This is a genomic window from Pseudomonas leptonychotis (assembly GCF_004920405.1).
Classification (GTDB): Bacteria; Pseudomonadota; Gammaproteobacteria; order Pseudomonadales; family Pseudomonadaceae; genus Aquipseudomonas; species Aquipseudomonas leptonychotis.
The window spans coordinates 497271-522679 of sequence record NZ_RFLV01000001.1; the positions used below are offsets into that span (position 1 = coordinate 497271).

The following is a 25409-nucleotide window of genomic DNA, read 5'->3' on the forward strand; positions in this document are numbered from 1 at the left end:
GCGCAAGCCCGACCGATGGCTAGCGCCCTGTGACAGCAGCAACGCAGCTCAGTAGACGACCGCGCGGTTAACACCTACAGAATCATCACGCTTAAACATCCACACACTGGTATCCCTATGCGCCTGTTTATTTGCTTTATCACCCTCTGCCTTGCCCTACCCGCGCATGCCGACGGCTTTATCAGCCGCCTGCTGAATAAGCCGGTTCCCGGCGGCGTGGCAGTGGTTGATCTGGGCGCAGAAGAAACGGCGCCCAGCGTGCGCTATCAGAACAAACCGGTATTGGTGATCAAAGAAGATCAACAGCGCTGGATTGCAATTGTCGGCGTGCCGCTCAGCGCCAAACCAGGCAGCCAGAACATCAGCGTCAACGGCGGCCAGACGCTGACTTTCCAAGTCGACAACAAGCATTACAGCGAACAGCGCATCACTATCAAGAACCAGCAACAGGTCAATCCGAACGCGAAAAACCTTGCGCGCATCGAGCGCGAGATGGCCGAACAAACCCGCGCCTACCAACAATTCAGCCCGCGCCAGCCGAGTAACCTGCTATTCGACAAGCCGGTCAACGGGCCGCTTTCTAGCCCCTTCGGTTTGCGCCGCTTCTTTAACGGCGAGGAGCGCAACCCGCACTCAGGCCTGGACTTCGCCGCCAATAGCGGCACCCCGATCAAAGCCCCCGCTGCGGGCAAGGTCATCCTGACGGGCGATTACTTCTTCAACGGTAAAACCGTGTTTGTCGATCACGGCCAGGGCTTGATCAGCATGTTCTGCCACCTCTCGGTGATCGGGGTAAAAGTCGGCGATGAGCTGCTGCGTGGTGGCGCGCTCGGCAAGGTTGGCGCCACTGGCCGCGCCACGGGTCCGCACTTGCACTGGAATGTCAGCTTGAACGACGCCCGGGTCGATCCGGCGATTTTTATTGGCGCTTTTACGCCATAACCGTTCGTCGGCTTTCGCCTTAACCATTTCAAGACTCTCCAGCGTCTGCCGACTAAGCCTGTGACGCCGGGCTTTCCGTCCGGTTGAGTGGGTACGCACGAAGATGCTGACGGTTAATACCAACATCTCGTCGTCATTTACACGTCGCCAACTGGAGAGCAACAGCACGGCCCTCAATACTTCGCTGCAGCGTCTGTCCACCGGACAACGCATCAACAGCGCGAAGGACGATGCCGCCGGGCTGCAAATCTCCAACCGTCTGACCTCGCAAGTGCGGGGGCTGAATGTGGCTACGCGCAATGCAAACGACGGCATATCGCTGCTGCAGGTAGGTGAAGGCGCGTTGCAAAGCGTCACCGATGCCCTGCAGCGCATTCGCGCGCTCGGTTTGCAGGCCATGAACGGCTCCAACGGAGCCAGTGAGCGCACGGCCCTGGACCAAGAAGCCCAACAGCTACTGCAAGAGATCAACCGCGTAAACGAAACCACGACCTTTGCTGGGCGAAAGGTATTTGACCAAGGCACCTTCTCGGTTCTCGGCGATCTCGACCAGAGGGCCGTGCTCAATGCCCTGAAAGGTTTCTGGATCAGCGAAGGTGAACAGCGAGTGGCCGATGCGTTCGGCCTGAGCGCGGATGGTGCTGAACTGAAAATCACCTTTAGCAACGACTCATCCAGCCAAGCACTGGCTTCTGTTTCAGGCAGCTCGGGCGCTGGCGGGAAGATCTTTAATCAGGTTCTCAACGTCAACCTGGCCTACTTCGATGCCTCAAGCCTGCCCAACGGCGGCAGTACGCCGCAATACACCGACCGGGTCATTGCCCACGAGATGGCGCATGCCGTCATGGGCCGCACCATGAACTTTGCCGGGCTGCCCAGCTGGTTTATCGAGGGCAGCGCCGAGGCTGTGCAGGGGGCTGACGAGCGCCTGTCTGGAGACACCGCTGGCGGCACCAATACTGCTGCTATTTTGGCAGCATTTAACGCCGATGATGTAAGCGGCTCAGCCGGTTACTCCGGTGGTTATGCGGCCATCCGTTATATGCATGAAGAGATTAAAACCTCAGGGGGTGCAGGCATCAAAGACATCATGGGCTACTTGAAGCAAAACAGTGGCTCAACCCTGGACCAAGCCCTGACCAACGCCAGCAAGGGTGCCTTCACTGGACTGGCGGACTTCCAGACAAAATTCAATACCGATGCGGCTACCTATATCGCCAGCCTGGACCTGACCAACGCCGACACCGGCGCCATTGGAGGTTTCGATGCCGACGGCGGCAATGTATTCACCGCCGAGAACGTACTGCGCAATCAGGGCACCGGTCTGCCGGGCTCGCAAGGCTTCGAATTGGTTGAACCAAAACTGTTTAACGCCACTGGCGTAGGTGGAAATGCCCTCACCCAGTTCCAGATTGGAGCAGAGGCCTACGAAACGATAGAAATCGGCTTTAGTGCATTCAGTGCTGATGCGCTGGCCTTGAGCCGCCTGGACCTCAGCAAGACCCCTGGCCTAGCGGTGATGGACATTGATGATGCACTGGCCTATATCGACCGTCAGCGTGGCTATATGGGAGCCCTGCAAAATCGCCTGGAAAGCACCATCAACAACCTGCAAAGCATTGCCGAGAATTCAGCCGCCAGCCGCTCACGCATCCTCGACACTGATTTCGCTGCAGAAACCTCAAACCTTGTTTCTCGACAAATCATTCAGCAGGCCGCGCAAAGCGTGCTTGCCCAAGCCAATCAACGGCCTCAAGCCGTGCTAAGCCTGCTCAGTTAAGCGCTCGCAATCGGCGCTATATATTCGATACATCACCGCAAAAAAAACCCAAAAAAAACCCAATCACGCAATCAGAAAGCGTTTTTCTATCAATGCTTGCACGCTTTACCCTCGCTGGTTAGGGTTGACGCCATGCACACTAATCACACCCTTATTCTGCTGCGCCAACAGCCAAGACCCACAGGGGTGTGGGATATGCCGCTAGCCCGCCGGGAGCGGGCGCGGCACTCTGCTTGGCCAGCCAACGACTGCGTGGCTAATACCTGACAACCACGCCCTGCCTTATTTTTCAAATTCTGCCCGGTTCGCCGATTGCCGCCGCGCTAAAAGGATTGCCTCATGAGCATGCTGAAAGATCCATCCAACAAATACCGTCCGTTCACCCAGATTGCCATCCCGGATCGCACCTGGCCGGACAAGATCATCGACAAAGCGCCTATCTGGCTATCCACCGACCTGCGCGATGGCAACCAGTCGCTGATCGAGCCGATGGATGCCGAGAAGAAGATGCGTTTCTTCAAGTGCCTGCTGGCCGTGGGTCTGAAGGAAATCGAAGTGGGTTTCCCGTCCGCCTCACAGACCGATTTCGACTTCGTTCGCGAGCTGATCGAAGGTGGCCACATCCCCGATGACGTAACCATCCAGGTGCTGACCCAAGCCCGCGACGACCTTATCGAGCGCACCTTCGAGTCGCTCAAGGGCGCGAAGAAAGCCATCGTGCATTACTACAACGCCTGCGCGCCGAGCTTCCGCAAAATCGTCTTCAATCAGGACAAAGCGGGCGTCAAAGCCATCGCCGTAGCCGCTGGCAAAACCATCAAGCGCCTGGCCGATGCTGCGCCAGAAACCCAGTGGGGCTTTGAGTACTCTCCGGAAGTGTTTAGCAGCACTGAAACCGACTTTGCCGTCGAGGTGTGCAACGCGGTAATCGCGGTGTTCCAGCCCACCCCGGCCCAGCCGCTGATCCTCAACTTGCCCGCCACCATCGAGTGCGCCACGCCGAACAACTACGCCGACCAGATCGAGTGGTTTGGTCGCCATATCGATAAGCGCGACAGCGTGCTGCTCAGCGTGCACACCCACAACGACCGGGGTACTGGCGTCGCCGCCACCGAGTTGGCGGTCATGGCCGGAGCGGATCGCGTTGAAGGTTGCCTGTTCGGCAACGGCGAGCGTACCGGCAACGTCTGCCTGGTGACCGTGGCGCTGAACCTCTACACCCAAGGTGTGAACCCGCAGCTGGATTTCTCCGATATCGACGCCGTGCGCAAGGTGGTCGAGGACTGCAACCAGATCCCGGTGCACCCACGTCACCCGTATGCCGGTGACTTGGTGCACACCGCCTTCTCCGGCTCGCACCAGGATGCGATCCGTAAAGGCTTTACCCAACAAAAGGCCGATGCCGTTTGGGAAGTGCCGTACCTGCCGATTGACCCTGCCGATATTGGCCGAGATTACGAGGCGGTGATTCGGGTCAACAGCCAGTCCGGCAAAGGCGGCATCACCTTCCTACTCGAACAGGAATACGGCATTAACCTGCCGCGCCGTATGCAGATCGAGTTCAGCCAAGTCGTGCAACGAGAAACCGACCGCCTCGGCCTGGAAATGAGTGCTGCGCAGATCTACAAATTGCTCGACAGCGAATACCTGCAAGCCACCACGCCCTATGCACTGAAAGGCCACCGCCTGCAGGAAGAGAACGGTACCAGCGCGGTCGACGTCGAGATCGTCAGCGAAGGTGAAACCCAGCACTGGCGCGGCATCGGTAAAGGCCCGCTGGAAGCGCTGGTCGCCGGCTTGCCTGTCGCCGTGGAGATCATGGATTACTGCGAACACGCCATCGGCGCGGGCACCAACGCTAAGGCAGCGGCCTATATCGAGCTACGCGTTAACGGCGGTCGCGCCCTACACGGCGTCGGCATCGACGAAAACCTGACCACGGCAAGCTTTCGCGCGCTGTTCAGCGCACTGAACCGCGCCATTGGCCAAGCGGCCGAACAAGCCGCCTAAATGGCGCAGGCCGCTATGGGGTCATACCCGATAGCGGCCTGAAATAGCCGACCCGCCTTATTCGCCCTGCTGCTGCCAATGACTACGGCCCCATTCACACATGGCGGCCAGCACCGGCTGTAATGTGGCGCCGTGCTCGGTCACGCAATACTCCACCCGCGGCGGCACCTCAGCAAACACCGTGCGAGTCAGTACGCCTACACGCTCCAGTTCGCGCAACTGCTGGGTCAGCATCTTTTCAGTGATGTCCGGCACCAGCCGCTTCAATTCGGAAAAGCGCAACGGAGCATTAAGTAAGCGATACACCAGCAGTGCCTTCCACTTGCCACCGATCACCTCCAAGGTGACATCCATCGGTGTGCTGTAGACCTTGTCACCCTGCATCAGGCGCTTGTTTTCAACGCCTTCCGATTGCTGTTCAGCCATCACAAGTTACCTTTAAGTAAGTTACAGCCCTTATCGTACGTACTTCCCAAAAAGATCGCCACGCGCATAATAGCCGCCATGGCTCATACCAGCCACTTCGACGACCTTGATGGAGGCTTCATGACGATCAAACACCTGCTCACGCCGCTGCAACTGGGCACTCTAACTTTGCCCAACCGCTTAGTGATGGCGCCTTTGACGCGCCAACGCAGCCTACCTGGTAATGTTCCGGGGGAGCTTAATGCCAGTTACTACGCCCAACGCGCCAACGCAGGTTTGATCATCAGCGAAGCCAGCCAAGTCTGCCCTGAGGGCCAAGGCTACGCCTGGACCCCAGGTATCCACAGCGAGGCGCAAGTGGCCGGCTGGCAGCACGTTACACAAGCGGTACATGAGGCCGGCGGGCGTATTTTCTTGCAACTCTGGCATGTCGGGCGCATTTCCCACCCACTGCTGCAGCCCAATGGCGCTGACCCGGTGGCACCCTCCGCCATCCAGGCGAAGGCTGAGTGCTATGTGGTCGAGGCCGACGGCAGTCATCACAAAGCCGCCACGGCCAAGCCGCGCGCACTGGAACTGAGCGAACTGCCAGGTGTAGTAGCGGCCTACGCTCAGGGCAGCGCTAATTCCATCAAGGCCGGTTTTGATGGTGTGGAAGTGCATGCCGCCAACGGCTACCTGTTGGACCAATTCCTCTGCTCCAACAGCAACCAACGCAGCGATGCTTATGGCGGCTCAGTCGAGAACCGTGCGCGCCTGGTACTGCAGGTAGTCGATGCCGCCGTGAGCACGGTGGGTGACAGCCGCAAGGTCGGTATTCGTATTTCGCCTATGGGCACCTTTGGCGATGTTAATGATGCCAATCCGCTGGAGACCTTCAGCTATCTGGTTAAGCAACTTAACAGCCGTAACCTGGCCTACTTGCACGTCAACCGTCCGGACTGGTTAGGCGGCACCTTCGAAGGCTTTGATGCGTTGCTGCGCGCACTGCGCGATCTGTATACCGGCACCCTGATTATCGCAGGCGGGCAAACAGCCGAAAGCGGTGAACAGGCCATCGCCGAAGGCCTCGCTGACCTGGTGGCATACGGCCGCCCTTATATTGCCAACCCAGATCTACTTGCCCGCTTCCAGGCCGGCGCCGACCTCAACCCACTGGACGGCAATACCTTGTATGGCGGCGGCGCCGAGGGTTACACCGATTATCCACGCATGAGCTGACGCCCCTGCCGCATGCACTTACCACCCCTGACCTTACGGTAAATCAGGCCAGGGGTGGCGCAAGCTTCAGCGTTAAGCTGCTGAAGACGCCCCCGCCAGGTAACGTGCGGTCAGCCGTAGAGTTTGCGCCATATCGGGCCAGCTCAATCCGTGGCGTACCGCCAACGCCTCAGCCGCTGCGGTATCAAAACGTGTGGTTTGGATAAAATCCAGTGACTCGGCATCGGTGCGCAACAACCGCGACACACCAGGCACCTTCAACAGCACGCGCAAAAGGGGTATCGGCAAATGTCGGCTTGGTGCACGCACATCCAGCACATGCGCCAAGAGTTGCAACACACCCTGCAGATTTGGCGTGCGTGCATCCAACGCCAGTATCTCCTGCCCGGCCTGCCGCTCATCGAATGCGGCGGCCACCATCAATTCAGCTAGAAAATCCACACTAATCAACGGCAGCCAGTGCGCCGCTGAACCAGGGATTGCACTCAAACGGCCCCCCGCAAGGTTGCCTATCAAGCCGGCCAAAGGCTGCGCCTTCAAGATATGCCCACTCTGGCTATGGCCACAAACGGTGGCGGGATGCACCACCGTCAACTCCGCGCGCCACTCGCGCATGGCCGCCACAACCCGAAAGTGCGCCTCCAACTTGCTGCCTTCATACCCCCCTGCACGCCGGTAGACAGCGCTCCAATCCGTGTTCTGCGGGGTGACGAGGTCGACACCAAGACACTGCAGATGCGCCTGATTGGCCAGCATAAAGCCGCCGACCATAAGCAGGCGACTGCCCTGCTGCGCGGCCAACCTGGCCACAGCCAGGGCGCCCTCGACATTCACTTGGCGCGCCTGTTCGGCAGGCAACCCCCAGGCAAACTGCGCTCCCAGATGAAAGATCACCGCCGCTTGACTCACCTGCTCAAGGGCCGCGGCATCCAGGCCCAGATCCACCTGCGCCAAATCCCCCGACACGGCCGATAGCAGCGCCCCTTGCCCACCGAGGTGATCGATCTGCAAACGCAATTCAGGCAACGTGTGCGGGCGGCGCATCAGCAGGGTGACGGTATGGCCTTTGCGAGTCAGTGCCGCCACAAGATGCTGGCCGATAAAGCCGCTGCCACCGGTTACCAAACAGTGTGTATTCATGGTCAATCTCCCCGAGCTATTGATGACTCGAGCAGGCTAAACTGTTGAGCACACTCTACAGTCAAGCGAGATTTTCATGCGCATTGGTGAGTTGGAAAAACGCAGCGGCGCCAGTCGTCACACCCTTCGCTATTACGAAAGCCTCGGGCTGATCCATACCACGCGATCTGGCAATAATTACCGCGCTTACAACCCGCAGGCACTGGAGGACCTGACGTTCATCCAACAAGCGCAAAACATGGGTTTCTCCCTCGGCGAGATCCGCGAAATTCTCCAGGCGAGACGCGAGCAGCAGATGGACTGCGCGCAAGGTGCGGTATTAGTCACGCACAAGTTAGCCGAGGTAGAGCAGAAGATTGCCGACCTCCATCAGTTACGCGACTTTCTACGCAGTGAAAAATTGCGGTTGGAAGCCAGCGCAGCTGAGCAGGTGGCCATCGCGCGCGCTCACTCATAGGTGCTTATCTGACCATGGGCATGGCAGCCACACATACGGCATCTACACTGCAATTAATCGATCGTGGGAGCACCTAGGCATGCGTTTATTAACACGATGGGTATGGCTTCTCTCACTGCTATTGGCATGCAACACAAGCAGTTTGGCCGCCACGGTAGTAATGGCTTTTGGTGAAAAGATTCCACCCTTCTGTTTTCCGGAAAGCGACAGCGGCATCGAACTGGAAGTGATAGGCGAAGCCCTCGCCTTTCGCGGCCATCACCTTGAGCCGCGGTACTTTCCGCTGGCCCGCGTACCCTTGTCATTTCGCCAAGGTGAAGTGGATGCCGCCATGACCGACCTGGGTCAGGACCTTGCTGCAGCAGGTGCTCACTATGGCGAGCCGGCCGTGCTTTATCACAACGTATTCGTCAGCCTTAAGGGCCGTGGTCTCACGATCAAGACCCCGGCCGACCTCAAAGGCCTAAGCATCGTGGCCTTTCCCGGCGCCGTGCAGCGCTACCCCGAGTGGCTGGCTGGCAGCCAACAAGATGGCCTGTATTTCGAGCAAAATAATCAAGAATTACAGGTACTCGGGCTGAACAAAGCGCGTTATGACCTGGTGCTCAGCGATACAAATATCTTCCGCTACTTCGAACTGCTGCTGGAGCGCACCACACTGTTCAAAGCCAAGACCGTACAACTGCATCAATTCGTCGAAGAGGACCCGCAGAATTACCGCCCAGTGTTTCGTGACCCGCAAATCCGTGACGACTTCAACGCCGGCCTCGAACACCTCAAGACCAGCGGGCGCTACCAGGCGATCTACGACCACTACCTCAAGCAATGAGCCACGCCGATTAATCCATCAGATTAAACACATCGGCATCCAGATGCGCCGGGAAGCGCTGACGGTAGGCTGCCAACTCTGCCGCCTTGAGCGCGACCCGAAACACCCCATCTGCAGCGCCGGGCTCAAGCAACAACTCGCCCTGAAAGTCCAGCACCTGGCTATCGCCGCTGTAGGCATAGCCTTTACCGTCTTCACCAATGCGATTCACCGCTGCCACATAACACAGGTTCTCGATGGCCCGCGCCGGCAGTAGACGATTCCAATGATGACGCCGCGCCGCTGGCCAGTTGGCGGTATACAGCAACAAATCAGTCGCCTGCGAATCGCGGCTCCAGACAGGAAAGCGCAGGTCGTAACAGACCAGCGGCCGCACCTGCCAGCCCTTCACCTCCAGTAGCACCTGCTGCTCGCCGGCGCTGTAGTGTTTGTGCTCGCCGGCCATACGGAAAAGATGACGCTTGTCGTAGTGCGCCAGGCTGCCATTCGGTCGCGCCCAGAGCAGCCGATTACGGTAAGTACCGTCAGCGGCCTGAATAATCAAACTGCCAGTCACCACCGCTTGCAATGCCTGCGCCTGGGCTAACAGCCATTGCGTGCTGGGGCCGTTCTCGGGCTCGGCCAGCGCGGCGGAGTCCATGGAAAAGCCCGTGCTGAACATCTCCGGCAGCACGATCAGATCGGCACCTCGCGCCTGTTGCAACAGTGCGTGGAAATGCTCACGGTTAGCCGCGGGGTCCTGCCAGGCCAACGTGGTTTGAATCAGGGCTAACTCAAGATCCGCCAACTGGCTTATATCGCGCATAATTTTTCCGCCGCCTGCCTTAGGGTTTCCTCACGCTTAGCAAAACAGAAACGCACCAGACGTAGATCCTTCGGTGGCGCTTGGTAAAACACCGACAACGGGATCGCCGCGACACCCTGCTCACGGGTCAACCACTCGGCCATGGCGAGGTCATCCAGATCAGGACGGATAGCCGAGTAATCGACCAGCTGGAAAAAGGTACCGGCCGTGCGGCTAAAGCTAAAACGTGAGCCGACCAGCAAATCACAGAACAGATCACGCTTGGCCTGGTAAAACGCTGGCAGCTCTTCGACATGCTCAGGATGCTCGGCCATATAGTCCGCCAACGCCCATTGCAGCGGGGTTACCCCGCAGAAACTGACGTATTGGTGCACCTTGCGCAACTCGGCGCTCAAGGCCGGAGGGGCCACCACATAGCCGGTTTTCCAGCCGGTGACGTGGTACGTTTTGCCGAAGGAGCTGACTACAAAAGCGCGCTGATACAGCTCGTCATGGGCAAGGATGCTGGCGTGCTTAGCGCCATCGAACACCAGGTGCTCATAAACCTCATCACTGATCAGGTAAATATCACGCTCACGAATCAATGCTGCCAGCTGATCAAGTTCAGCCCCTGACAGCAACGCGCCACTGGGGTTGTGTGGGCTGTTGAGGATAATCAAGCGGGTCTTCGCGCTCAACGCATCCTGCAGGCGCTGCCAGTCGATGACAAACCCCGGCAGCGCCAGTGGTATGTGTACACACTGGCCGCCAGCCAGTTCTACAGCGGGTTCGTAGCTGTCGTAACAAGGGTCGAAAACGATAACCTCATCGCCCGGCCGAACCAATGCCTGCACGGCGCAGAAGATCGCCTGGGTAGCACCGGGGGTGATCGTGACTTCGCTGTCGGCACTCACCATACGGCCATAGCTACGCGCGACCTTCGCCGCCACCTGCTCACGCAATACGGGCAGGCCGGTCATCGCGGCGTACTGATTATGCCCAGCCGCAATATGCCGACCGACCGCATCGCGTAGTGCCTGCGGTCCGTCGAAATCCGGAAAACCCTGGGACAGATTGAGCGCACCGGTTTCCAGGGCGAGCTGCGACATACGGGTAAAAATCGTGGTGCCAACATTCGGCAGCTTACTGATGATCATCGAGGCAATATCCGGTTTGAGCGCTAGCAGGCTATTGAAAAACGCAGGCGAGGCAGGCAAGACAAGGCAAAAACAGGCGAGGAAGCGGACTGGGCTCGCACACGAGTTTACGAGCTGTAAATAAGCATTACTTGTTTCACTCGCCTTTCGGGTCGCACTGAAGCGCGTTAGCCGCAAGCGGCTTGCCGAGCCTGTTTTTAACGCAGCATTGTCAACGCAGGTAGTTTTTCATCAGCCTGGGAGTGATGCAGCAGGATAGCCGATACCCCAGACACACAAAAGGCACCCAAAGGTGCCTTTATAGCGTGTTCAAGCCGAGGCTTAGCGCTTGTCTTTGCGCTTTTTCTCGGCCTTCTTGTGGTGGGTCATCATTCGCCGCTTCTTGTTCACCTGACGATCCGTGAGGCTATTTTTGTTGCCCTCATAAGGGTTTTCGCCACCTTTGAACTCGATACGGATCGGCGTACCCACCAGTTTGAGCACACGCCGATAGGTGTTCTCCAAGTAACGGACATAGGACTTAGGCACCGCATCAACTTGGTTGCCGTGAATCACGATCAACGGTGGGTTAGCACCACCCAAGTGGGCGTAACGCAGCTTGATGCGACGGTTGTTGACCATCGGTGGCGCATGATCGCCCACGGCGTCTTCAAGAATTTGGGTCAGGCGATTGGTCGGCCAACGGGTGATCGCCGACTTAAACGAGGCCTGCACCGACTTGTACAAATTGCCCACACCGGTGCCGTGCAGCGCCGAGATAAAGTGGATATCGGCGAAGTCGACGAAGAACAGCCGGCGTTGCAGCTCGACTTTCACGTAGTCACGCTCGCTCGGCTCCATGCCGTCCCACTTGTTCAGGGCGATCACCAGAGCACGGCCACTTTCCAGCACGAAGCCAAGCAGGTTGAGGTCGTGGTCGACCACACCTTCGCGGGCATCCATAACAAACACCACGACGTTGGAGTCCTGGATTGCCTGCAGGGTTTTCACCACCGAGAACTTTTCCACCGCCTCGAAGATCTTGCCGCGACGACGCACGCCAGCGGTGTCGATCAGGGTGTACTTCTCCTCGTCGCGTTCGAACGGGATATAGATACTGTCGCGAGTCGTGCCGGGTTGGTCATACACGATCACCCGGTCTTCACCGAGCATGCGGTTAACCAAGGTCGATTTGCCGACGTTAGGCCGGCCAATAATCGCCAGCTTGATGCCGTCCTTTTCGCTTGGACCGGGAATGCGCTTGGCTTCCTGGCCTTCAAGGACAACTTCCTCTTCCTCACCCTCTGCCAGCTCATTAGCGTCCTTAGGAAAGGAGCCCAGCACGGCTTCCAGCATCTGGGTGAGACCGCGACCGTGAGCACCGGCAATCGGCAGCGACTCGCCCATGCCCATGCTTGAGAACTCAGCACGCGCAAGGTCGGCGTCGATGTTGTCGACCTTGTTGATCACCAAAAAGCTGCGCTTGTTACGCCTACGCAAATGCTCGCCGATCATTTGATCGGAAGCTGACAGACCGGCACGCGCGTCGACCATAAACAGCACGGCATCGGCCTCTTCGATGGCCTGCAGCGACTGCTCGGCCATCTTCGCGTCGATGCCTTCTTCGTCACCGGAGATACCACCGGTGTCGATGACGATGTAGGTTCGCCCCTGCCACTTGGCCTCGCCGTACTGGCGATCACGGGTCAGACCAGACAGGTCGCCGACAATCGCGTCACGGGACTTGGTCAAGCGGTTAAACAGGGTGGACTTGCCGACGTTGGGGCGGCCCACCAGGGCAATTACGGGAACCATCAGGCTCTCCACTTGGTTATTTCAGAAAATACAAAAGCCGCTGCAGGGGCAGCGGCCAGAATTTATTGGCTTGGCGATGCGGCGCAGCCTTAAGTGCTGTGCAGCATCGCCAACGCCTCAGCGAACAATTACTTGATGGTCATTGCCACCAAATTGCCGCTATTGCCAAAGGCATACAGCCAGTCACCCACGACCAGCGGACGGGCACGTAGGCCGTCACTGTCGATACGCGTACGGCCGACAAAGCGACCATCCACCTGACTGACTAAGTGCAGGTAACCTTCCAGGTCACCGAACGCGATATAGCTGGAGAACACTTCCGGAGCCGACAGTTGGCGGCGTGCCAGGGAGTCGTTGCTCCACAAGGCCGACGCTGAGCGCTCGTCGATCCCTTCAACAGTACCGCTGGCCAGGCTGACGTAGACGCTGCCATAGCCCTGAGCCACACCGACCGAGCTGGAGGCTTCACGCTGCCACAGAATCCGACCGCTTTCCAAATCCATCGCCGCAACACGGCCCTGATAGCTCACGGCATACAGAGTACCCGCTGACAGCAGCAGCCCACCGTCGATATCGACAACGCGCTCCAGTTCGGAGCGGCCCTGCGGAATGGCTACGCGCTGCTCCCAAACCGGTATGCCGCGCTGCGCGTCCAAGGCAATCACCTTGCCCGTGGACAGAGCGGCAACCGCCAGACGATTGGTCAGTACTGGGCTGCTCGTACCGCGAAGGGTCAGTACCGCTGGCGTGTTCTCGAAAATCCAGCGTTGCTCACCGGTGTTCATATCCAGAGCGATCAAGCGATCATCCTGAGTCTGCACCAACACCACGTCACCATTGAGTGCAGGCGCGGCCAGCACTTCACTGGTTACACGGGCACGCCACTTTTCTTCACCAGACGCGGTATCGAGTGCAACGACTTCGCCCTTCAGCGTGCCAACTACCACCAGGCCATACCCAGCGGCGACGGCGCCGGATACTGGCAGTTCCAGATCAGCTTTCCAGATGACCTTGCCGGTCATGCGGTCCATGGCCACGACCAGACCTTCGACGTCGGCGGCATAGATCTGCTCACCGTCGATGGCCGGAACCAGCATATTGAACGACTCACCCTGGCCATCGCCAATCGAGCGACTCCACTCTTTCTGCAGGCGAACCTCTTCCTCAAACTTTGGCAGATCAGCCGGAGGCAGTTCCTTCTTGCTATTGCTGCTGCAACCTACGGCCAAAACGGCCAGGGCCAGCAGTGCGGCATTCTTCCAGCGCATCACGTCACGCATCCCCTTTTGCCAGATCATCCAGCTTCATTTGCAGGCCACCGACAGCGGCATCTTCAGACAATGCAGCCTTAGCTTTTTCATAAGCCGCGTGGGCATCATCGGCACGGCCGAGTTGCACCAGCAGATCACCCTTAAGTTCTTCACGGCTGGCGGCAAAGGCCGGTGCAACCTTAGCATCCAGGAGTTTCAGAGCATCTTCTGCCTTGTCCTGAGCGGCCAGAACGCGCGCCAGGCGCTGACGCGCCAGCTCAGCCAAATTGTCATCGGCCGGCTTGTCGACAATCGTCTGCAACTCGCTAGCAGCGTCATCCAGCTTGCCCGCCTCGACCGCCACTTTGGCTACAAACAGACTGCCGTACTGAGCGTAGTGGGTGCCGGAAAAATCATTTTTTAACGTGTTAGCCAGCTCTGCGACCTTGCTGGCGTCAGGCTTGCCACTGGGCTCCAGCGCCGCTTCCAGCAATTGCTGATAGACCAGCGAAGCGCCCTGGGACTGATTGCTCTGGTACTTCTGCCAGCCCTGCCAGCCAAATACCACCACCAACGCCAACGCCACACCGGTCAGCAAAGGCATGCCATTTTGCTGCCACCAATCCTTGATTACCGCCAGCTCTTCATCATCAGTACGCGAAACCACCCCAACACTCCTATTCGCTAAACCACTTAACAGACGCTCAGGCCTGTACGGCGCTGGTCGCCAGATGATCGGCCAGTGCCGACCACGCAATACTTTGTTGCTCGCCCTGACCGCGCAGCGGCTTGCAACCTACCACTTGCTGAGCCAATTCGTCTTCACCCAAAATCAAGGCGTACAACGCACCACTCTTGTCGGCTTTTTTGAACTGACTCTTGAAGCTTCCAGCGCCGGCATTCACCTGCAAACGCAGATTCGGCAGCTGATCGCGTAAACGCTCGCTCAAGCCCAGGGCCGCCAGTTCAGCCTGCTCACCAAAAGCACACAGATAAACATCCACCGTGCGGGCGATTTCAGCCGGTACTTTACCTAGAGTTTCGAGCAACAGCACCAACCGTTCGATGCCCATGGCAAAACCCACGCCCGGCGTCGGCTTGCCGCCCATCTGCTCAACCAAACCGTCGTAACGACCACCGGCGCATACAGTGCCTTGAGAGCCGAGTTGATCGGTCACCCACTCGAATACGGTCTTGCTGTAGTAATCCAGCCCGCGCACCAGCTTTGGGTTGATCACATATGGAACACCGGCCGCATCCAGACGAGCCTTGAGCCCTTCGAAATGCACTCGGGACTCTTCGTCCAGGTAGTCCGCCAGCTTCGGCGCATTAACCAATACGGCCTGGGTTTCTGGGGATTTGCTGTCAAGCACACGCAACGGGTTGCTGCCCATACGGCGGCGGCTGTCTTCATCCAGCTGATCGGCATGCGCGGTGAGAAACTCAACCAGCGCATCCCGGTATACCGCACGTGCAGCGCTGGTACCCAGGCTATTGAGCTCAAGCTTTACTGCATCACGAATACCCAGCAGCCCCCAAAGACGCCAGGTCAACACGATTAGCTCGGCATCGATATCCGGCCCATCGATATTGAAGACCTCCACGCCAATCTGGTGAAACTGGCGATAGCGGCCTTTCTGTGGACGCTCGTGACGGAACATTGGCCCGATGTACCACAACTTCTGGGTCTGTCCACCGCCAGCCAGTCCGTGCTCCAACACCGCACGCACGCAGGCAGCAGTGCCTTCCGGGCGCAAGGTCAGGGAGTCACCATTGCGGTCTTCAAAGGTGTACATCTCTTTTTCAACGATATCGGTGACTTCACCAATCGAGCGCTTAAACAGCTCAGTGAACTCAACGATCGGCATGCGGATCTGCCGATAACCGTAGCCATCCAGCAGGCTGGCCACAGCGCCTTCAAAATAGCGCCAAAGCGGCGTCTGCTCGGGCAAAAGATCGTTCATGCCACGAATGGCTTGCAGGGGCTTGCTCACTTCATTTCCTTAGCAGTATTAGCTGCGCACGATCACAGCGGCGTCAGCAGCAACCTTGTCGGCTGCTTTCTGGCGGATCAGCTTTTCCAGCTCATCAACCAGATTGTCATTACCCAGCTTGAGCGCGGGCTTGCCATCGATATAGATCAGGTTGGGCGAACCGCCAGTGAGGCCGATATGCGCCTCTTTGGCTTCGCCAGGGCCGTTGACCACACAACCGATCACCGCCACATCCAGCGGCACCAGCAGGTCTTCGACGCGCTGTTCCAACTCGTTCATGGTTTTCACTACATCGAAGTTCTGCCGCGAGCAGCTTGGGCAAGCGATGAAGTTGATACCGCGCGAACGTAGGCGCAGGGATTTAAGGATGTCGTAGCCAACCTTAATTTCTTCCACCGGGTCGGCAGCTAGAGAAATCCGGATGGTATCGCCGATGCCTTCAGCCAACAGCATGCCCAGGCCCACAGCGGACTTAACCGTACCGGAGCGCAAGCCACCGGCCTCTGTGATACCTAAATGCAGGGGTTGCTCGATTTGCTTGGCCAGCAAGCGATAGGCCGCAACCGCCATAAACACGTCGGATGCTTTTACGCTGACTTTGAAGTCGGGGAAGTTCAGCCTATCCAGATGCTCGACATGGCGCAACGCAGACTCAACCAATGCCTCTGGGGTCGGCTCGCCATACTTTTTCTGCAGGTCTTTTTCCAAGGAACCGGCATTGACGCCGATACGTATCGGAATGCCGTTGTCGCGGGCAGCCTCAACCACGGCACGCACGCGATCTTCACGACCGATGTTGCCCGGATTGATGCGCAAGCAATCAACACCGAGCTCAGCCACGCGCAAAGCAATCTGGTAGTCGAAGTGAATATCGGCGACCAGCGGCACCTTGACCTGCTGCTTGATCCGACCGAAGGCTTCGGCTGCATCCATATCCGGCACCGAAACACGCACGATGTCAGCGCCCGCATCTTCCAGGCGACGAATCTGCGCCACTGTGGCGGCCACATCATTGGTATCGCTGTTGGTCATGCTCTGAACGGCGATGGGCGCATCACCGCCCACCGGCACTGAACCAACCCAGATTTTGCGCGAGATACGGCGCTTGATCGGTGACTCGCAATGCATGTTATTGCCCACCCAACTTCAAACGTGCGGTTTCACCCGAGATAAAGGGCGCAACATCGACAGAGTTCCCATTCAGGCTGACCTGTGCACCGCGGGCATAACCTAAGCGCAGCTCCAAGGGGGCTTTGCCGGCTAACTGCAGGTTATCGCCTTTGCGCTTGAGGCCGCTAAACAGAACTTTGCCATTGGCATCCGTCAACTGCGTCCAACAGTCCGCAATAAAAGTCAGGCTGACAACCGCCTCACCCGCGCCAGCTTGCACCGGAGCGGTCTCAACAGGCGCAACGGCTAATGCGCCTGCAGCACTCGGCGTCGCCTCTAGTTGCGGCGCTACAGCCTCTGGCGTTGCCGGTACATTTTCTAGGTTATTTGAGGCTTGCGACTGCACGAGCGGCGCAGCCGTGGTTGCTGCCTCACCAGCCACAGAGCCTGGCAATACAACAGCACCCTCGGGCAACAGCGGCAACGCAGTTTCTGCATCCAGCTGAGCAGCTTCAACGGCCTGGTCTTCGGGTTCATCCAGCGGGTGAATCTGCGTGGTGCCATCAGCGCCATCGACTTCAACATGCTCAAGACTCGTCGAAGCAAGGTCTTCAGCACGACGCTCGGCCTGCTCCTGCCACCAGAAAAAACTCAAGCCCGCCAGCGCCAGCAACATGACAAAACTGACCATACGCAAAATACGTTGCGAATAGCTTACCGGTTCCTCGATTCGCCCCAGGCTATGCACACTGCTGCCAGCTGCGTCGCTACCGGTGAATTGGTCGAATTCAAGCACCAGCCGGTTCTGGTCGACTTCCAGCAGCTTGGCGTAAGCCCGTACATAACCGCGCGCGAAAGTGTGCCCAGGTAACTTGTCGAAGGCGCCTTGTTCAACCTGACTCAAACGTTGCGGGGTCAAATTCAACTGAGCAGCAACCTCGGCAACGGTCCAACCGCGACTTTCACGCGCCTTACGTAAAGTTTCTCCCGGATTGACACGGGGAACTGCTAGCACTTCAGATTGCGCCGCTTTCATCATTGCTCCGACAGGTATTGCTGGTATTCCGGGGTACCCGGATAAAGTCGTTTCAACTGCAAACCGAGGCTGGCGGCATTATCACGCTCCTCGAAAATCTTGGCTAAGCGCACCCCCAACAGCAAGCTACGGGCATCGTGATCAACCGCAAGGGACATGTAGCTGTCGTAATAGCCGCGTGCAGGTACGTATTGCTTATCGTCATAGGACAGTTGTGCCATTTCGATCAGTGCGCGTGGTTGACGGCTATTTAAACGCAACGAACGCTCAAAATAGGCACGGGCCTTATCGCGCTGCTTGAGCTGTAGCGAAGTCAGCCCAAGATTTTCAAAAATACGCGATCGCTCAGGATAAAGACTGTCTTGAGACGCCTCCGTATAACGTTCCAACGCTTCCTGATAACGCTGCTGCTCGAACAAAAAACTTCCATAGTTGTTCAGCAATCGTGCATCACCGCTGCGTTGCGATATGGCCTTGCGAAAATGCTCATCTGCCAGTTTTGGTTCCATTTCAATCTGGAACACTATCGCGAGTGCGGCGTGCGCGTCAGCATTTGAAGAGTCAAGCTCCAAAGCTTTCTTCAACGGTACCTTGGCGCGCTCGGTCGCCCCCTGCTGCAAGTAGCCAATGCCCAGCTGGGTGTAAGCATCACGTGCCTCATCGCGACCTTTACCGGTTTTCATCGGATCAACATTACCGGTCGAGACGCAACCAGCTAACAGACTGGCGGCCAACAGCAATAAAGCGGGTCGCAAGTTCATGGGTATCCTCCCCTTAGGTTTGATTGGCGGCGGAACTCGGCGTTTCGGCCTCGCTACTCAATTCACGCACAGCAATATAGCGCTCACTGCGACGGGTACGGTCCATAACCTGGCCAACTAACTGGCCACAGGCCGCATCAATGTCCTCACCACGGGTAGTACGCACGGTGACATTGTGCCCTGCTTTGTGCAGCAGGTCCTGGAAGCGGCGAATCGCATTATTGCTGGGCCGCTCATACCCCGAGTGGGGGAATGGATTAAACGGAATCAGGTTGATCTTGCAAGGCACATCTTTGAGAAGTGCGATCATTTCCTCAGCGTGCTCAACCTTATCGTTCACATCCTTGAGCAGGGTGTACTCGATCGTCAGCACACGTTTCTCACCGAGACGTGAGACATAACGCTTACAAGCCGCCAGCAACATTTCCAGCGGGTACTTCTTGTTGATCGGTACCAGCTGGCTGCGCAACTCATCATTGGGCGCATGCAGCGACAACGCCAACGACACATCGATGACCTCGCCGAGCTTATCGATCATCGGCACCACGCCAGAGGTGGACAGTGTCACCTTGCGCTTGGAGATGCCATAGCCAAGGTCGTCCATCATGATTTTCATGGCGGATACGACATTGTCGAAATTCAGCAGCGGCTCGCCCATGCCCATCATCACCACGTTGGTGACGGCCCGATCAATTTTCGCAGGCTGAGTGCCAAATGATTTATTGGCAATCCAGACCTGGCCAATGATCTCAGCGGCGCTAAGATCGCTGTTGAAACCTTGCTTACCGGTCGAGCAGAAACTGCAATCCAACGCACAGCCGGCCTGGGACGACACACACAAGGTGCCGCGCGTGCCCTGGGGGATATACACGGTTTCTACGCAACTGCCTGACGCCACTCGCACAACCCACTTGCGCGTGCCATCAGTGGAAATATCTTCGCTGACCACTTCTGGGCCGCGGATTTCAGCACAGGTCTTGAGCTTTTCACGCAAGACCTTGCTGACATTACTCATGGCATCGAAATCATCGACACCAAAGTGGTGAATCCACTTCATCATCTGACCGGCGCGGAAACGTTTTTCCCCGATGTTTTCGAAGAATTGCTCCATCTCTGCCTGGGTCAGACCCAACAGATTGGTTTTACCGGTCGATGCGATCATGGCTTCACCCTCACTCAAATTCGCTTAGCGAATGCGAGCGCAAACTTCGGTGGAAGCGAAGAAGTAAGCGATTTCGCGAGCAGCCGACGCTTCGGAGTCAGAACCGTGTACGGCGTTTTCGTCGATGGAAACGGCGAAATCAGCACGGATGGTGCCAGCAGCAGCGTCTTTAGGGTTGGTAGCGCCCATCAGGTCGCGGTTAGCCAGAACAGCGTTTTCGCCTTCCAGAACCTGAACGATAACTGGACCGGAAGTCATGAAAGCAACCAGATCCTTGAAGAAGCCGCGCTCGCTGTGCTCAGCGTAGAAGCCAGCCGCTTCACGGTCGGACAGCTGAACCATCTTCGAAGCAACGACGCGCAGGCCGGCTTTTTCGAAACGGCTGGTGATTTCGCCGATAACGTTTTTAGCAACAGCGTCAGGCTTGATGATGGAGAAAGTGCGTTGAACAGCCATGTGAAACTCCAGGAACAGTGATTAAAGCGAAAAATTAAACCCGCGAATTATACGCGGGTTTATAGGGATTGCCTAACAGCGCACGGACTGGCTCAGTCTGCTTCGTCGATCCAGGCCGCCTGAACCGCCTCCAGCACCTTCTCGCCACCGCGCGTCGGATCGTCACTGAATTCCGGCAAGGCCAGAATCCACTTGTGCAGATCGACAAAATTTACGTAGCGCGGATCCACATCTGGCTTGGATTCCGCCAACTGGATGGCGATTTCCAGTACATCAGCCCACTTAAGACTCATAACAACCCCTTAAATCAGTGCGGCGCTTCGGCGGCATGATTGAGCGAGTACTTTGGAATTTCGACGGTCAGGTCTTCGCTGCCGACAATCGTCTGGCAGGACAAGCGCGATTGCGCTTCCAGCCCCCACGCTTTGTCCAGCATGTCTTCTTCCAGCTCATCAGCCTCGGCCAGCGAGTCAAACCCTTCACGAATAACGCAGTGGCATGTGGTGCACGCACAAACACCGCCACAAGCGCTTTCAATCTCGATGTGATGCTCATGGGCCAGCTCGAGCACAGACGTGCCTGGCGCCGCATCGACCACCAGGCCCTCCGGACACAGTACAGCGTGGGGCAGAAAAATAACCTGCGGCATGCTTATTCCCCAATCTCATTAAGACTACGGCCCGACAACGCAGCCTTGACCGTGGCATCCAGCCGACGCGCCGCAAAGGCGTCCGTCACCTGGGTCAAACGTTTGGTTTGCTGTTCAATGGCCAGGCCATCGCTGCCCGCCATCAACTCACGCAACAACTCAATTTGCGCATCAATCGCCAGGCGCTCATCGGCGTCCAGCAGGCGCTCGCCATCGACCAGCAACGCAGCCTCTACAGCTTCAAGTAGACGCTTGGCATCTACCTGCTGCTCACGCAGCACACGGGCCACCTTGTCATCACTGGCGTTACTGAACGAGTCCTGCAGCATTTTGGCAATTTCGCCATCGGTCAGCCCGTACGACGGCTTGACCTGAATGCTTGCTTCAACACCCGACGCCAATTCGCGCGCCGCTACACTGAGCAGGCCGTCAGCATCGACCTGGAAGGTCACGCGGATCTTCGCCGCGCCGGCCACCATCGGTGGAATACCGCGCAACTCGAAGCGCGCCAGCGAACGGCAATCGCTGATCAGCTCACGCTCACCTTGCAGCACATGAATCATCATGGCCGTCTGGCCGTCTTTATAGGTGGTGAAGTCTTGAGCGCGCGCTACAGGAATGGTGGTGTTGCGCGGGATGACCTTCTCCATCAGCCCGCCCATGGTTTCCAGGCCGAGCGACAGCGGAATCACATCGAGCAACAGCAACTCTTCACCGTCGTCACGCTTGTTACCCGCCAACGCATCAGCCTGAATCGCCGCACCGATGGCGACCACCTGATCCGGGTCAATATCGGTCAAGGGTTCGCGGGCAAACAGTTCAGCCACTGCGTGGCGCACACGCGGCACGCGCGTGGAACCGCCGACCATGACCACGGCTTCAACTTCATCCAGCTCAATACCTGCATCACGCACGGCGCGGCGGCACGCCTTGAGGCTGCGTGCGAGCATTGGCTCAATCAACGCATCAAACTGCTCACGGCTCAGCTGCCCTTGCCAACCGGCATAGCTGAGCGTTGCCGTGACGTTATTGGTCAGCGCCTCTTTGGCCGCACACGCGGCTTCTAGCAGCAGACGCTGCTCGCCCGGATCGAGATCCGCCGACACGCCAGCCTGCTGAACAATCCAACCGGCAATCGCATGATCGAAGTCATCACCACCCAGCGCGCTATCGCCGCCGGTGGCCAGCACCTCGAATACACCACCCGTCAGGCGCAATACGGAAATATCGAAAGTACCGCCGCCCAGGTCATAAATAGCCACCACGCCTTCGGCATGCTGGTCGAGACCATAGGCCACTGCCGCCGCCGTTGGCTCATTAAGCAAACGCAGGACATTCAACCCGGCCAGACGCGCAGCATCTTTAGTGGCCTGGCGCTGGGAGTCGTCGAAATAGGCTGGCACGGTAATCACCGCACCCACCAGCTCGCCACCCAGGGTCGCCTCGGCACGCTGGCGCAGCACCTTGAGAATATCGGCCGAGACTTCCACCGGGCTTTTTGCACCCTGCACTGTCTGGATAAACGGCATATGCGACTCGCCGTCGACAAAACGGTAAGGCAGCTGCTCGCCCAACTGCTTGACGTCCGCCAGCCCGCGCCCCATCAGGCGCTTGACTGACAGCACGGTATTCAAGGGGTCGCTCGACGCGGCAGCTTTGGCGGCTTCGCCCACCTCAACACGATCGGCGTGGTAGCGCACCGCTGACGGCAGGATGACCTGACCAGCAGCATCGGCAAGCGGCTCAGAAAGGCCGCTGCGCACAGCAGCAACCAGCGAATTGGTGGTACCCAGATCAATCCCCACCGCCAGCCGACGCTGGTGGGGCTGGGGGCTCTGTCCGGGCTCAGCGATCTGCAGTAGGGCCATGAGTAATCAATGCTTATGAATATCAGGTAGGGCCATAACAGCCATACGAGCGTTAATCGTCGAGTCGCTCTTCCAACTGGCGAACCTCGTGGGAAAGCTTGTCGAGAAACTGCATGCGACGCATGAGGCGCTCGGCCTCTTCACGTCGCGACACATCATCCCAACAAACCGCAAAGCTTTCGTTCAGCTCATCCTGAGCCACTTTCAAACGCTGCTTGAATAGCGCCACGCCAGCCAGATCAGCACTCTCATGCAAATCCTCCAGCTCTTCGCGCCACTGCATTTGCTGCATCAGGAAGTCCGGGTCTTGCACGGTCACTTCCAGGGGCAGCTCCGGCCCGCTCAACGCCAACAGGTAGCGCGCGCGCTGCGGTGCATTCTTCAGTGTGCGATAGGCTTCATTGAGGCTGGCGGATTGCTCTAACGCCAAGCGTTGCTCACGCTCGGACGCATCAGCGAAGCGATCGGGATGAACGTGCCGCGCCAACTCGCGATAGCGAGTGGCCAGAACGTCAGGCTCCAGACGAAAGCTCGGCTGCAGGTCAAACAATGCAAAGTGACAAGGACTGCCCACACGCGCCTCAGATGTTGAAGCTTTCGCCGCAGCCACATTCGCCGCGCACGTTGGGGTTGTTGAACTTGAAACCTTCATTCAACCCTTCTTTAACGAAGTCCAGCTCGGTGCCATCGAGATAAACCAGACTCTTGGGATCAATGATCACCTTGACGCCGTGGCTCTCGAACACCTGATCTTCGTCGACGGTTGCATCGACAAACTCCAGCACATAGGCCAGGCCGGAACAGCCAGTGGTGCGAACAGCCAAGCGGATGCCCTCACCCTTGCCACGCCCATCAAGGGAGCGACGCACATGCTGCGCAGCCGCTTCGGTCATGCTGATAGCCATCGACAAACCTCCTTAAAGCAAGCCTTTCTTCTGCTTGTAATCGCGTACGGCCGCCTTGATGGCGTCCTCAGCGAGTACCGAGCAGTGAATTTTCACTGGCGGCAACGCCAGCTCTTCAGCCAGCTGGGTATTTTTGATGGTTTCCGCTTCGTCCAGGGTCTTGCCCTTCATCCACTCGGTGGCGAGTGAGCTGGAGGCAATGGCCGAGCCGCAGCCATAGGTCTTGAACTTGGCGTCTTCAATAACGCCCTGCTCGTTGACCTTGATCTGCAAACGCATCACGTCACCGCAAGCCGGAGCACCGACCATGCCGGTGCCTACGCTTGGGTCTTCCGCGTCCATCTTGCCGACGTTGCGCGGGTTCTCGTAGTGGTCAATGACCTTTTCACTGTAAGCCATGCTGGTATTCCTTCCTCATCAGAGAGTCGCTCTTGCTCGGCGACTACTTAGTGCGCCGCCCACTCAATCTTGGAGATGTCGACACCGTCTTTGTACATATCCCAAAGCGGCGACAATTCGCGCAGCTTGGTAACCGCCTCGCAAACCTTCTGCGCGGCGTAATCGACTTCTTCATCAGTGGTGAAGCGGCCGAAGGTAAAGCGAATGGAGCTATGCGCCAGCTCGTCATTGCGGCCCAGGGCACGCAACACGTAGGACGGCTCCAGCGACGCCGAGGTACAGGCCGAGCCGGACGAAACGGCCAAGTCTTTGAGCGCCATAATCAGCGACTCGCCTTCGACATAGTTGAAGCTCAGGTTGAGGTTGTGCGGCACACGGGCAACCATGCTGCCGTTGATGTACAGCTCTTCCAAGCCATCAACCTGCTTAAAGAAGCGATCACGCAACGCTAGAATGCGCTGGTTTTCCTGGGCCATCTCTTCTTTGGCAATACGGAACGCCTCACCCATGCCAACGCACTGGTGAGTGGCCAGGGTACCGGAACGCATACCACGCTCGTGGCCGCCACCGTGGGTCTGGGCTTCCAGACGCACACGCGGCTTGCGGCGTACAAACAGCGCGCCGACGCCCTTAGGGCCGTAAGTTTTGTGCGCCGAGAAGGACATCAGGTCAACTTTCAGCGCATCGAGATCAATCGCAACCTTGCCAGTCGACTGCGCCGCATCAACATGCAGAAACACGCCGCGCGAACGGGTCAGCTCGCCAATGGCAGCGATATCGTTGATGGTGCCGATTTCGTTGTTCACGTGCATGACTGACACCAAGATAGTGTCTTCACGCAGCACCGCCTCAATCATGGCCGGCGTAATCAAGCCGTCTTCACCGGGCTCAATATACGTCACCTCAAAGCCTTCGCGCTCAAGCTGACGCATGGTATCGAGTACCGCTTTGTGCTCGATCTTCGATGTAATCAGATGCTTGCCTTTACTTTTGTAAAAGTCGGCAATGCCTTTGATGGCGAGGTTGTTCGATTCGGTAGCGCCAGAGGTCCAGACGATTTCACGCGGATCGGCATTAACCAGCTCAGCCACCTGACGGCGACTATTCTCCACCGCCTCTTCAGCCTTCCAGCCAAATACATGGGAGCGCGAGGCCGGGTTGCCGAAATTGCCGTCAACCAACAGGCATTCGCTCATTTTTTGCGCAACACGCGGATCTACCGGCGTGGTGGCGGAATAATCGAGGTAAATCGGCAACTTCATCAATTCTCTCCTAATCA

26 protein-coding genes are annotated in these 25409 nt (G+C 57.8%); 6 read left to right on the top strand and 20 right to left on the bottom strand.

The window, feature by feature from the left end:
- Positions 1-117 precede the first annotated feature (117 nt).
- From D8779_RS02270 to leuA, 3 genes are all read left to right on the top strand, one after another.
- Positions 118-942: a peptidoglycan DD-metalloendopeptidase family protein gene (locus tag D8779_RS02270; RefSeq protein WP_136662844.1), complete on the top strand. Its 825-nt coding sequence runs from the start codon at positions 118-120 to the stop codon at positions 940-942.
- A gap of 103 nt (positions 943-1045) precedes the next feature.
- Positions 1046-2722 (top strand): flagellinolysin, encoded by a 1677-nt coding sequence (locus D8779_RS02275; protein WP_136662845.1) that lies wholly within the window; start codon positions 1046-1048, stop codon positions 2720-2722.
- A 339-nt stretch (positions 2723-3061) separates the two neighbouring features.
- Complete coding sequence (leuA, locus tag D8779_RS02280) at positions 3062-4732, top strand: 2-isopropylmalate synthase (RefSeq protein WP_136662846.1); 1671 nt, start codon at positions 3062-3064, stop codon at positions 4730-4732.
- A gap of 57 nt (positions 4733-4789) precedes the next feature.
- Here leuA and D8779_RS02285 read toward each other — a convergent pair whose 3' ends face one another.
- On the bottom strand, positions 4790-5158 hold the full coding sequence (locus D8779_RS02285; protein WP_276605878.1) for a winged helix-turn-helix transcriptional regulator: 369 nt from the start codon (positions 5156-5158) through the stop codon (positions 4790-4792).
- A gap of 120 nt (positions 5159-5278) precedes the next feature.
- On the opposite strand from D8779_RS02285, the gene D8779_RS02290 reads away from it, so the two are divergent.
- Positions 5279-6379, top strand: a complete 1101-nt coding sequence (locus tag D8779_RS02290) for an alkene reductase (protein ID WP_136662847.1) — start codon at positions 5279-5281, stop codon at positions 6377-6379.
- A 72-nt stretch (positions 6380-6451) separates the two neighbouring features.
- Here the strand turns inward: D8779_RS02290 and D8779_RS02295 are convergent, their stop codons facing one another.
- Positions 6452-7519 (bottom strand): SDR family oxidoreductase, encoded by a 1068-nt coding sequence (locus D8779_RS02295; RefSeq protein WP_136662848.1) that lies wholly within the window; start codon positions 7517-7519, stop codon positions 6452-6454.
- Positions 7520-7595: 76 nt separating this feature from the next.
- On the opposite strand from D8779_RS02295, the gene D8779_RS02300 reads away from it, so the two are divergent.
- Together D8779_RS02300 and D8779_RS02305 are read left to right on the top strand one after the other, a co-directional pair.
- Entirely contained in the window at positions 7596-7976 is a 381-nt protein-coding gene (locus D8779_RS02300) for a MerR family transcriptional regulator (RefSeq protein WP_136662849.1), read from the top strand.
- 160 nt (positions 7977-8136) lie between these two features.
- Positions 8137-8805 carry a substrate-binding periplasmic protein gene (locus D8779_RS02305; protein WP_205895776.1) on the top strand — a complete coding sequence of 223 codons (669 nt, stop codon included), beginning with the start codon at positions 8137-8139 and terminating at the stop codon, positions 8803-8805.
- A gap of 10 nt (positions 8806-8815) precedes the next feature.
- On the opposite strand, the gene D8779_RS02310 is transcribed toward D8779_RS02305, so the two are convergent.
- The 18 genes from D8779_RS02310 to D8779_RS02395 all read right to left on the bottom strand — a co-directional run bounded on the left by D8779_RS02310 (position 8816) and on the right by D8779_RS02395 (position 25392).
- The gene (locus D8779_RS02310; RefSeq protein ID WP_136662851.1) at positions 8816-9610 is read right to left on the bottom strand and encodes an amidohydrolase; all 795 of its coding nucleotides are present in this window, start codon (positions 9608-9610) and stop codon (positions 8816-8818) included.
- Positions 9598-10746, bottom strand: coding sequence for a pyridoxal phosphate-dependent aminotransferase (locus D8779_RS02315; RefSeq protein ID WP_136662852.1), 1149 nt, complete (start codon positions 10744-10746; stop codon positions 9598-9600). Before D8779_RS02315 ends, D8779_RS02310 begins: the two co-directional genes overlap by 13 nt.
- A 321-nt stretch (positions 10747-11067) precedes the next feature.
- Complete coding sequence (der, locus tag D8779_RS02320) at positions 11068-12540, bottom strand: ribosome biogenesis GTPase Der (protein ID WP_136662853.1); 1473 nt, start codon at positions 12538-12540, stop codon at positions 11068-11070.
- 128 nt (positions 12541-12668) lie between these two features.
- A complete protein-coding gene (gene bamB, locus D8779_RS02325; protein ID WP_136664410.1) occupies positions 12669-13820 on the bottom strand; it encodes an outer membrane protein assembly factor BamB in 1152 nt (383 codons plus the stop codon).
- Positions 13813-14394, bottom strand: coding sequence for a tetratricopeptide repeat protein (locus D8779_RS02330; RefSeq protein WP_240789709.1), 582 nt, complete (start codon positions 14392-14394; stop codon positions 13813-13815). The genes bamB and D8779_RS02330 overlap by 8 nt, the downstream gene beginning before the upstream one ends.
- Positions 14395-14494: 100 nt before the next feature.
- Positions 14495-15784: a histidine--tRNA ligase gene (gene hisS / locus D8779_RS02335; protein WP_136662855.1), complete on the bottom strand. Its 1290-nt coding sequence runs from the start codon at positions 15782-15784 to the stop codon at positions 14495-14497.
- Between the two features lie 18 nt (positions 15785-15802).
- The gene (ispG, locus tag D8779_RS02340; RefSeq protein WP_136662856.1) at positions 15803-16912 is read right to left on the bottom strand and encodes a flavodoxin-dependent (E)-4-hydroxy-3-methylbut-2-enyl-diphosphate synthase; all 1110 of its coding nucleotides are present in this window, start codon (positions 16910-16912) and stop codon (positions 15803-15805) included.
- A gap of 1 nt (position 16913) precedes the next feature.
- Complete coding sequence (locus tag D8779_RS02345; RefSeq protein ID WP_136662857.1) at positions 16914-17930, bottom strand: RodZ domain-containing protein; 1017 nt, start codon at positions 17928-17930, stop codon at positions 16914-16916.
- Complete coding sequence (gene pilW, locus D8779_RS02350) at positions 17930-18691, bottom strand: type IV pilus biogenesis/stability protein PilW (protein WP_136662858.1); 762 nt, start codon at positions 18689-18691, stop codon at positions 17930-17932. The genes D8779_RS02345 and pilW overlap by 1 nt, the downstream gene beginning before the upstream one ends.
- 13 nt (positions 18692-18704) lie before the next feature.
- Positions 18705-19853 (bottom strand): dual-specificity RNA methyltransferase RlmN, encoded by a 1149-nt coding sequence (gene rlmN / locus D8779_RS02355; protein ID WP_136662859.1) that lies wholly within the window; start codon positions 19851-19853, stop codon positions 18705-18707.
- A gap of 24 nt (positions 19854-19877) precedes the next feature.
- Positions 19878-20309, bottom strand: coding sequence for a nucleoside-diphosphate kinase (ndk, locus tag D8779_RS02360; protein WP_136662860.1), 432 nt, complete (start codon positions 20307-20309; stop codon positions 19878-19880).
- A 92-nt stretch (positions 20310-20401) separates the two neighbouring features.
- Positions 20402-20602 carry a Fe-S cluster assembly protein IscX gene (gene iscX / locus D8779_RS02365; RefSeq protein ID WP_136662861.1) on the bottom strand — a complete coding sequence of 67 codons (201 nt, stop codon included), beginning with the start codon at positions 20600-20602 and terminating at the stop codon, positions 20402-20404.
- 14 nt (positions 20603-20616) lie between these two features.
- Positions 20617-20958: an ISC system 2Fe-2S type ferredoxin gene (gene fdx, locus D8779_RS02370; RefSeq protein WP_136662862.1), complete on the bottom strand. Its 342-nt coding sequence runs from the start codon at positions 20956-20958 to the stop codon at positions 20617-20619.
- 2 nt (positions 20959-20960) lie between these two features.
- Positions 20961-22826 (bottom strand): Fe-S protein assembly chaperone HscA, encoded by a 1866-nt coding sequence (hscA, locus tag D8779_RS02375; protein WP_136662863.1) that lies wholly within the window; start codon positions 22824-22826, stop codon positions 20961-20963.
- 52 nt (positions 22827-22878) lie between these two features.
- Complete coding sequence (hscB, locus tag D8779_RS02380; RefSeq protein WP_136662864.1) at positions 22879-23400, bottom strand: co-chaperone HscB; 522 nt, start codon at positions 23398-23400, stop codon at positions 22879-22881.
- 7 nt (positions 23401-23407) lie between these two features.
- Positions 23408-23731 carry an iron-sulfur cluster assembly protein IscA gene (gene iscA, locus D8779_RS02385; protein ID WP_136662865.1) on the bottom strand — a complete coding sequence of 108 codons (324 nt, stop codon included), beginning with the start codon at positions 23729-23731 and terminating at the stop codon, positions 23408-23410.
- Positions 23732-23743: 12 nt separating this feature from the next.
- Positions 23744-24130 (bottom strand): Fe-S cluster assembly scaffold IscU, encoded by a 387-nt coding sequence (iscU, locus tag D8779_RS02390; RefSeq protein ID WP_090239371.1) that lies wholly within the window; start codon positions 24128-24130, stop codon positions 23744-23746.
- Positions 24131-24177: 47 nt separating this feature from the next.
- Positions 24178-25392, bottom strand: coding sequence for an IscS subfamily cysteine desulfurase (locus tag D8779_RS02395; RefSeq protein ID WP_136662866.1), 1215 nt, complete (start codon positions 25390-25392; stop codon positions 24178-24180).
- Positions 25393-25409: the final 17 nt, after the last annotated feature.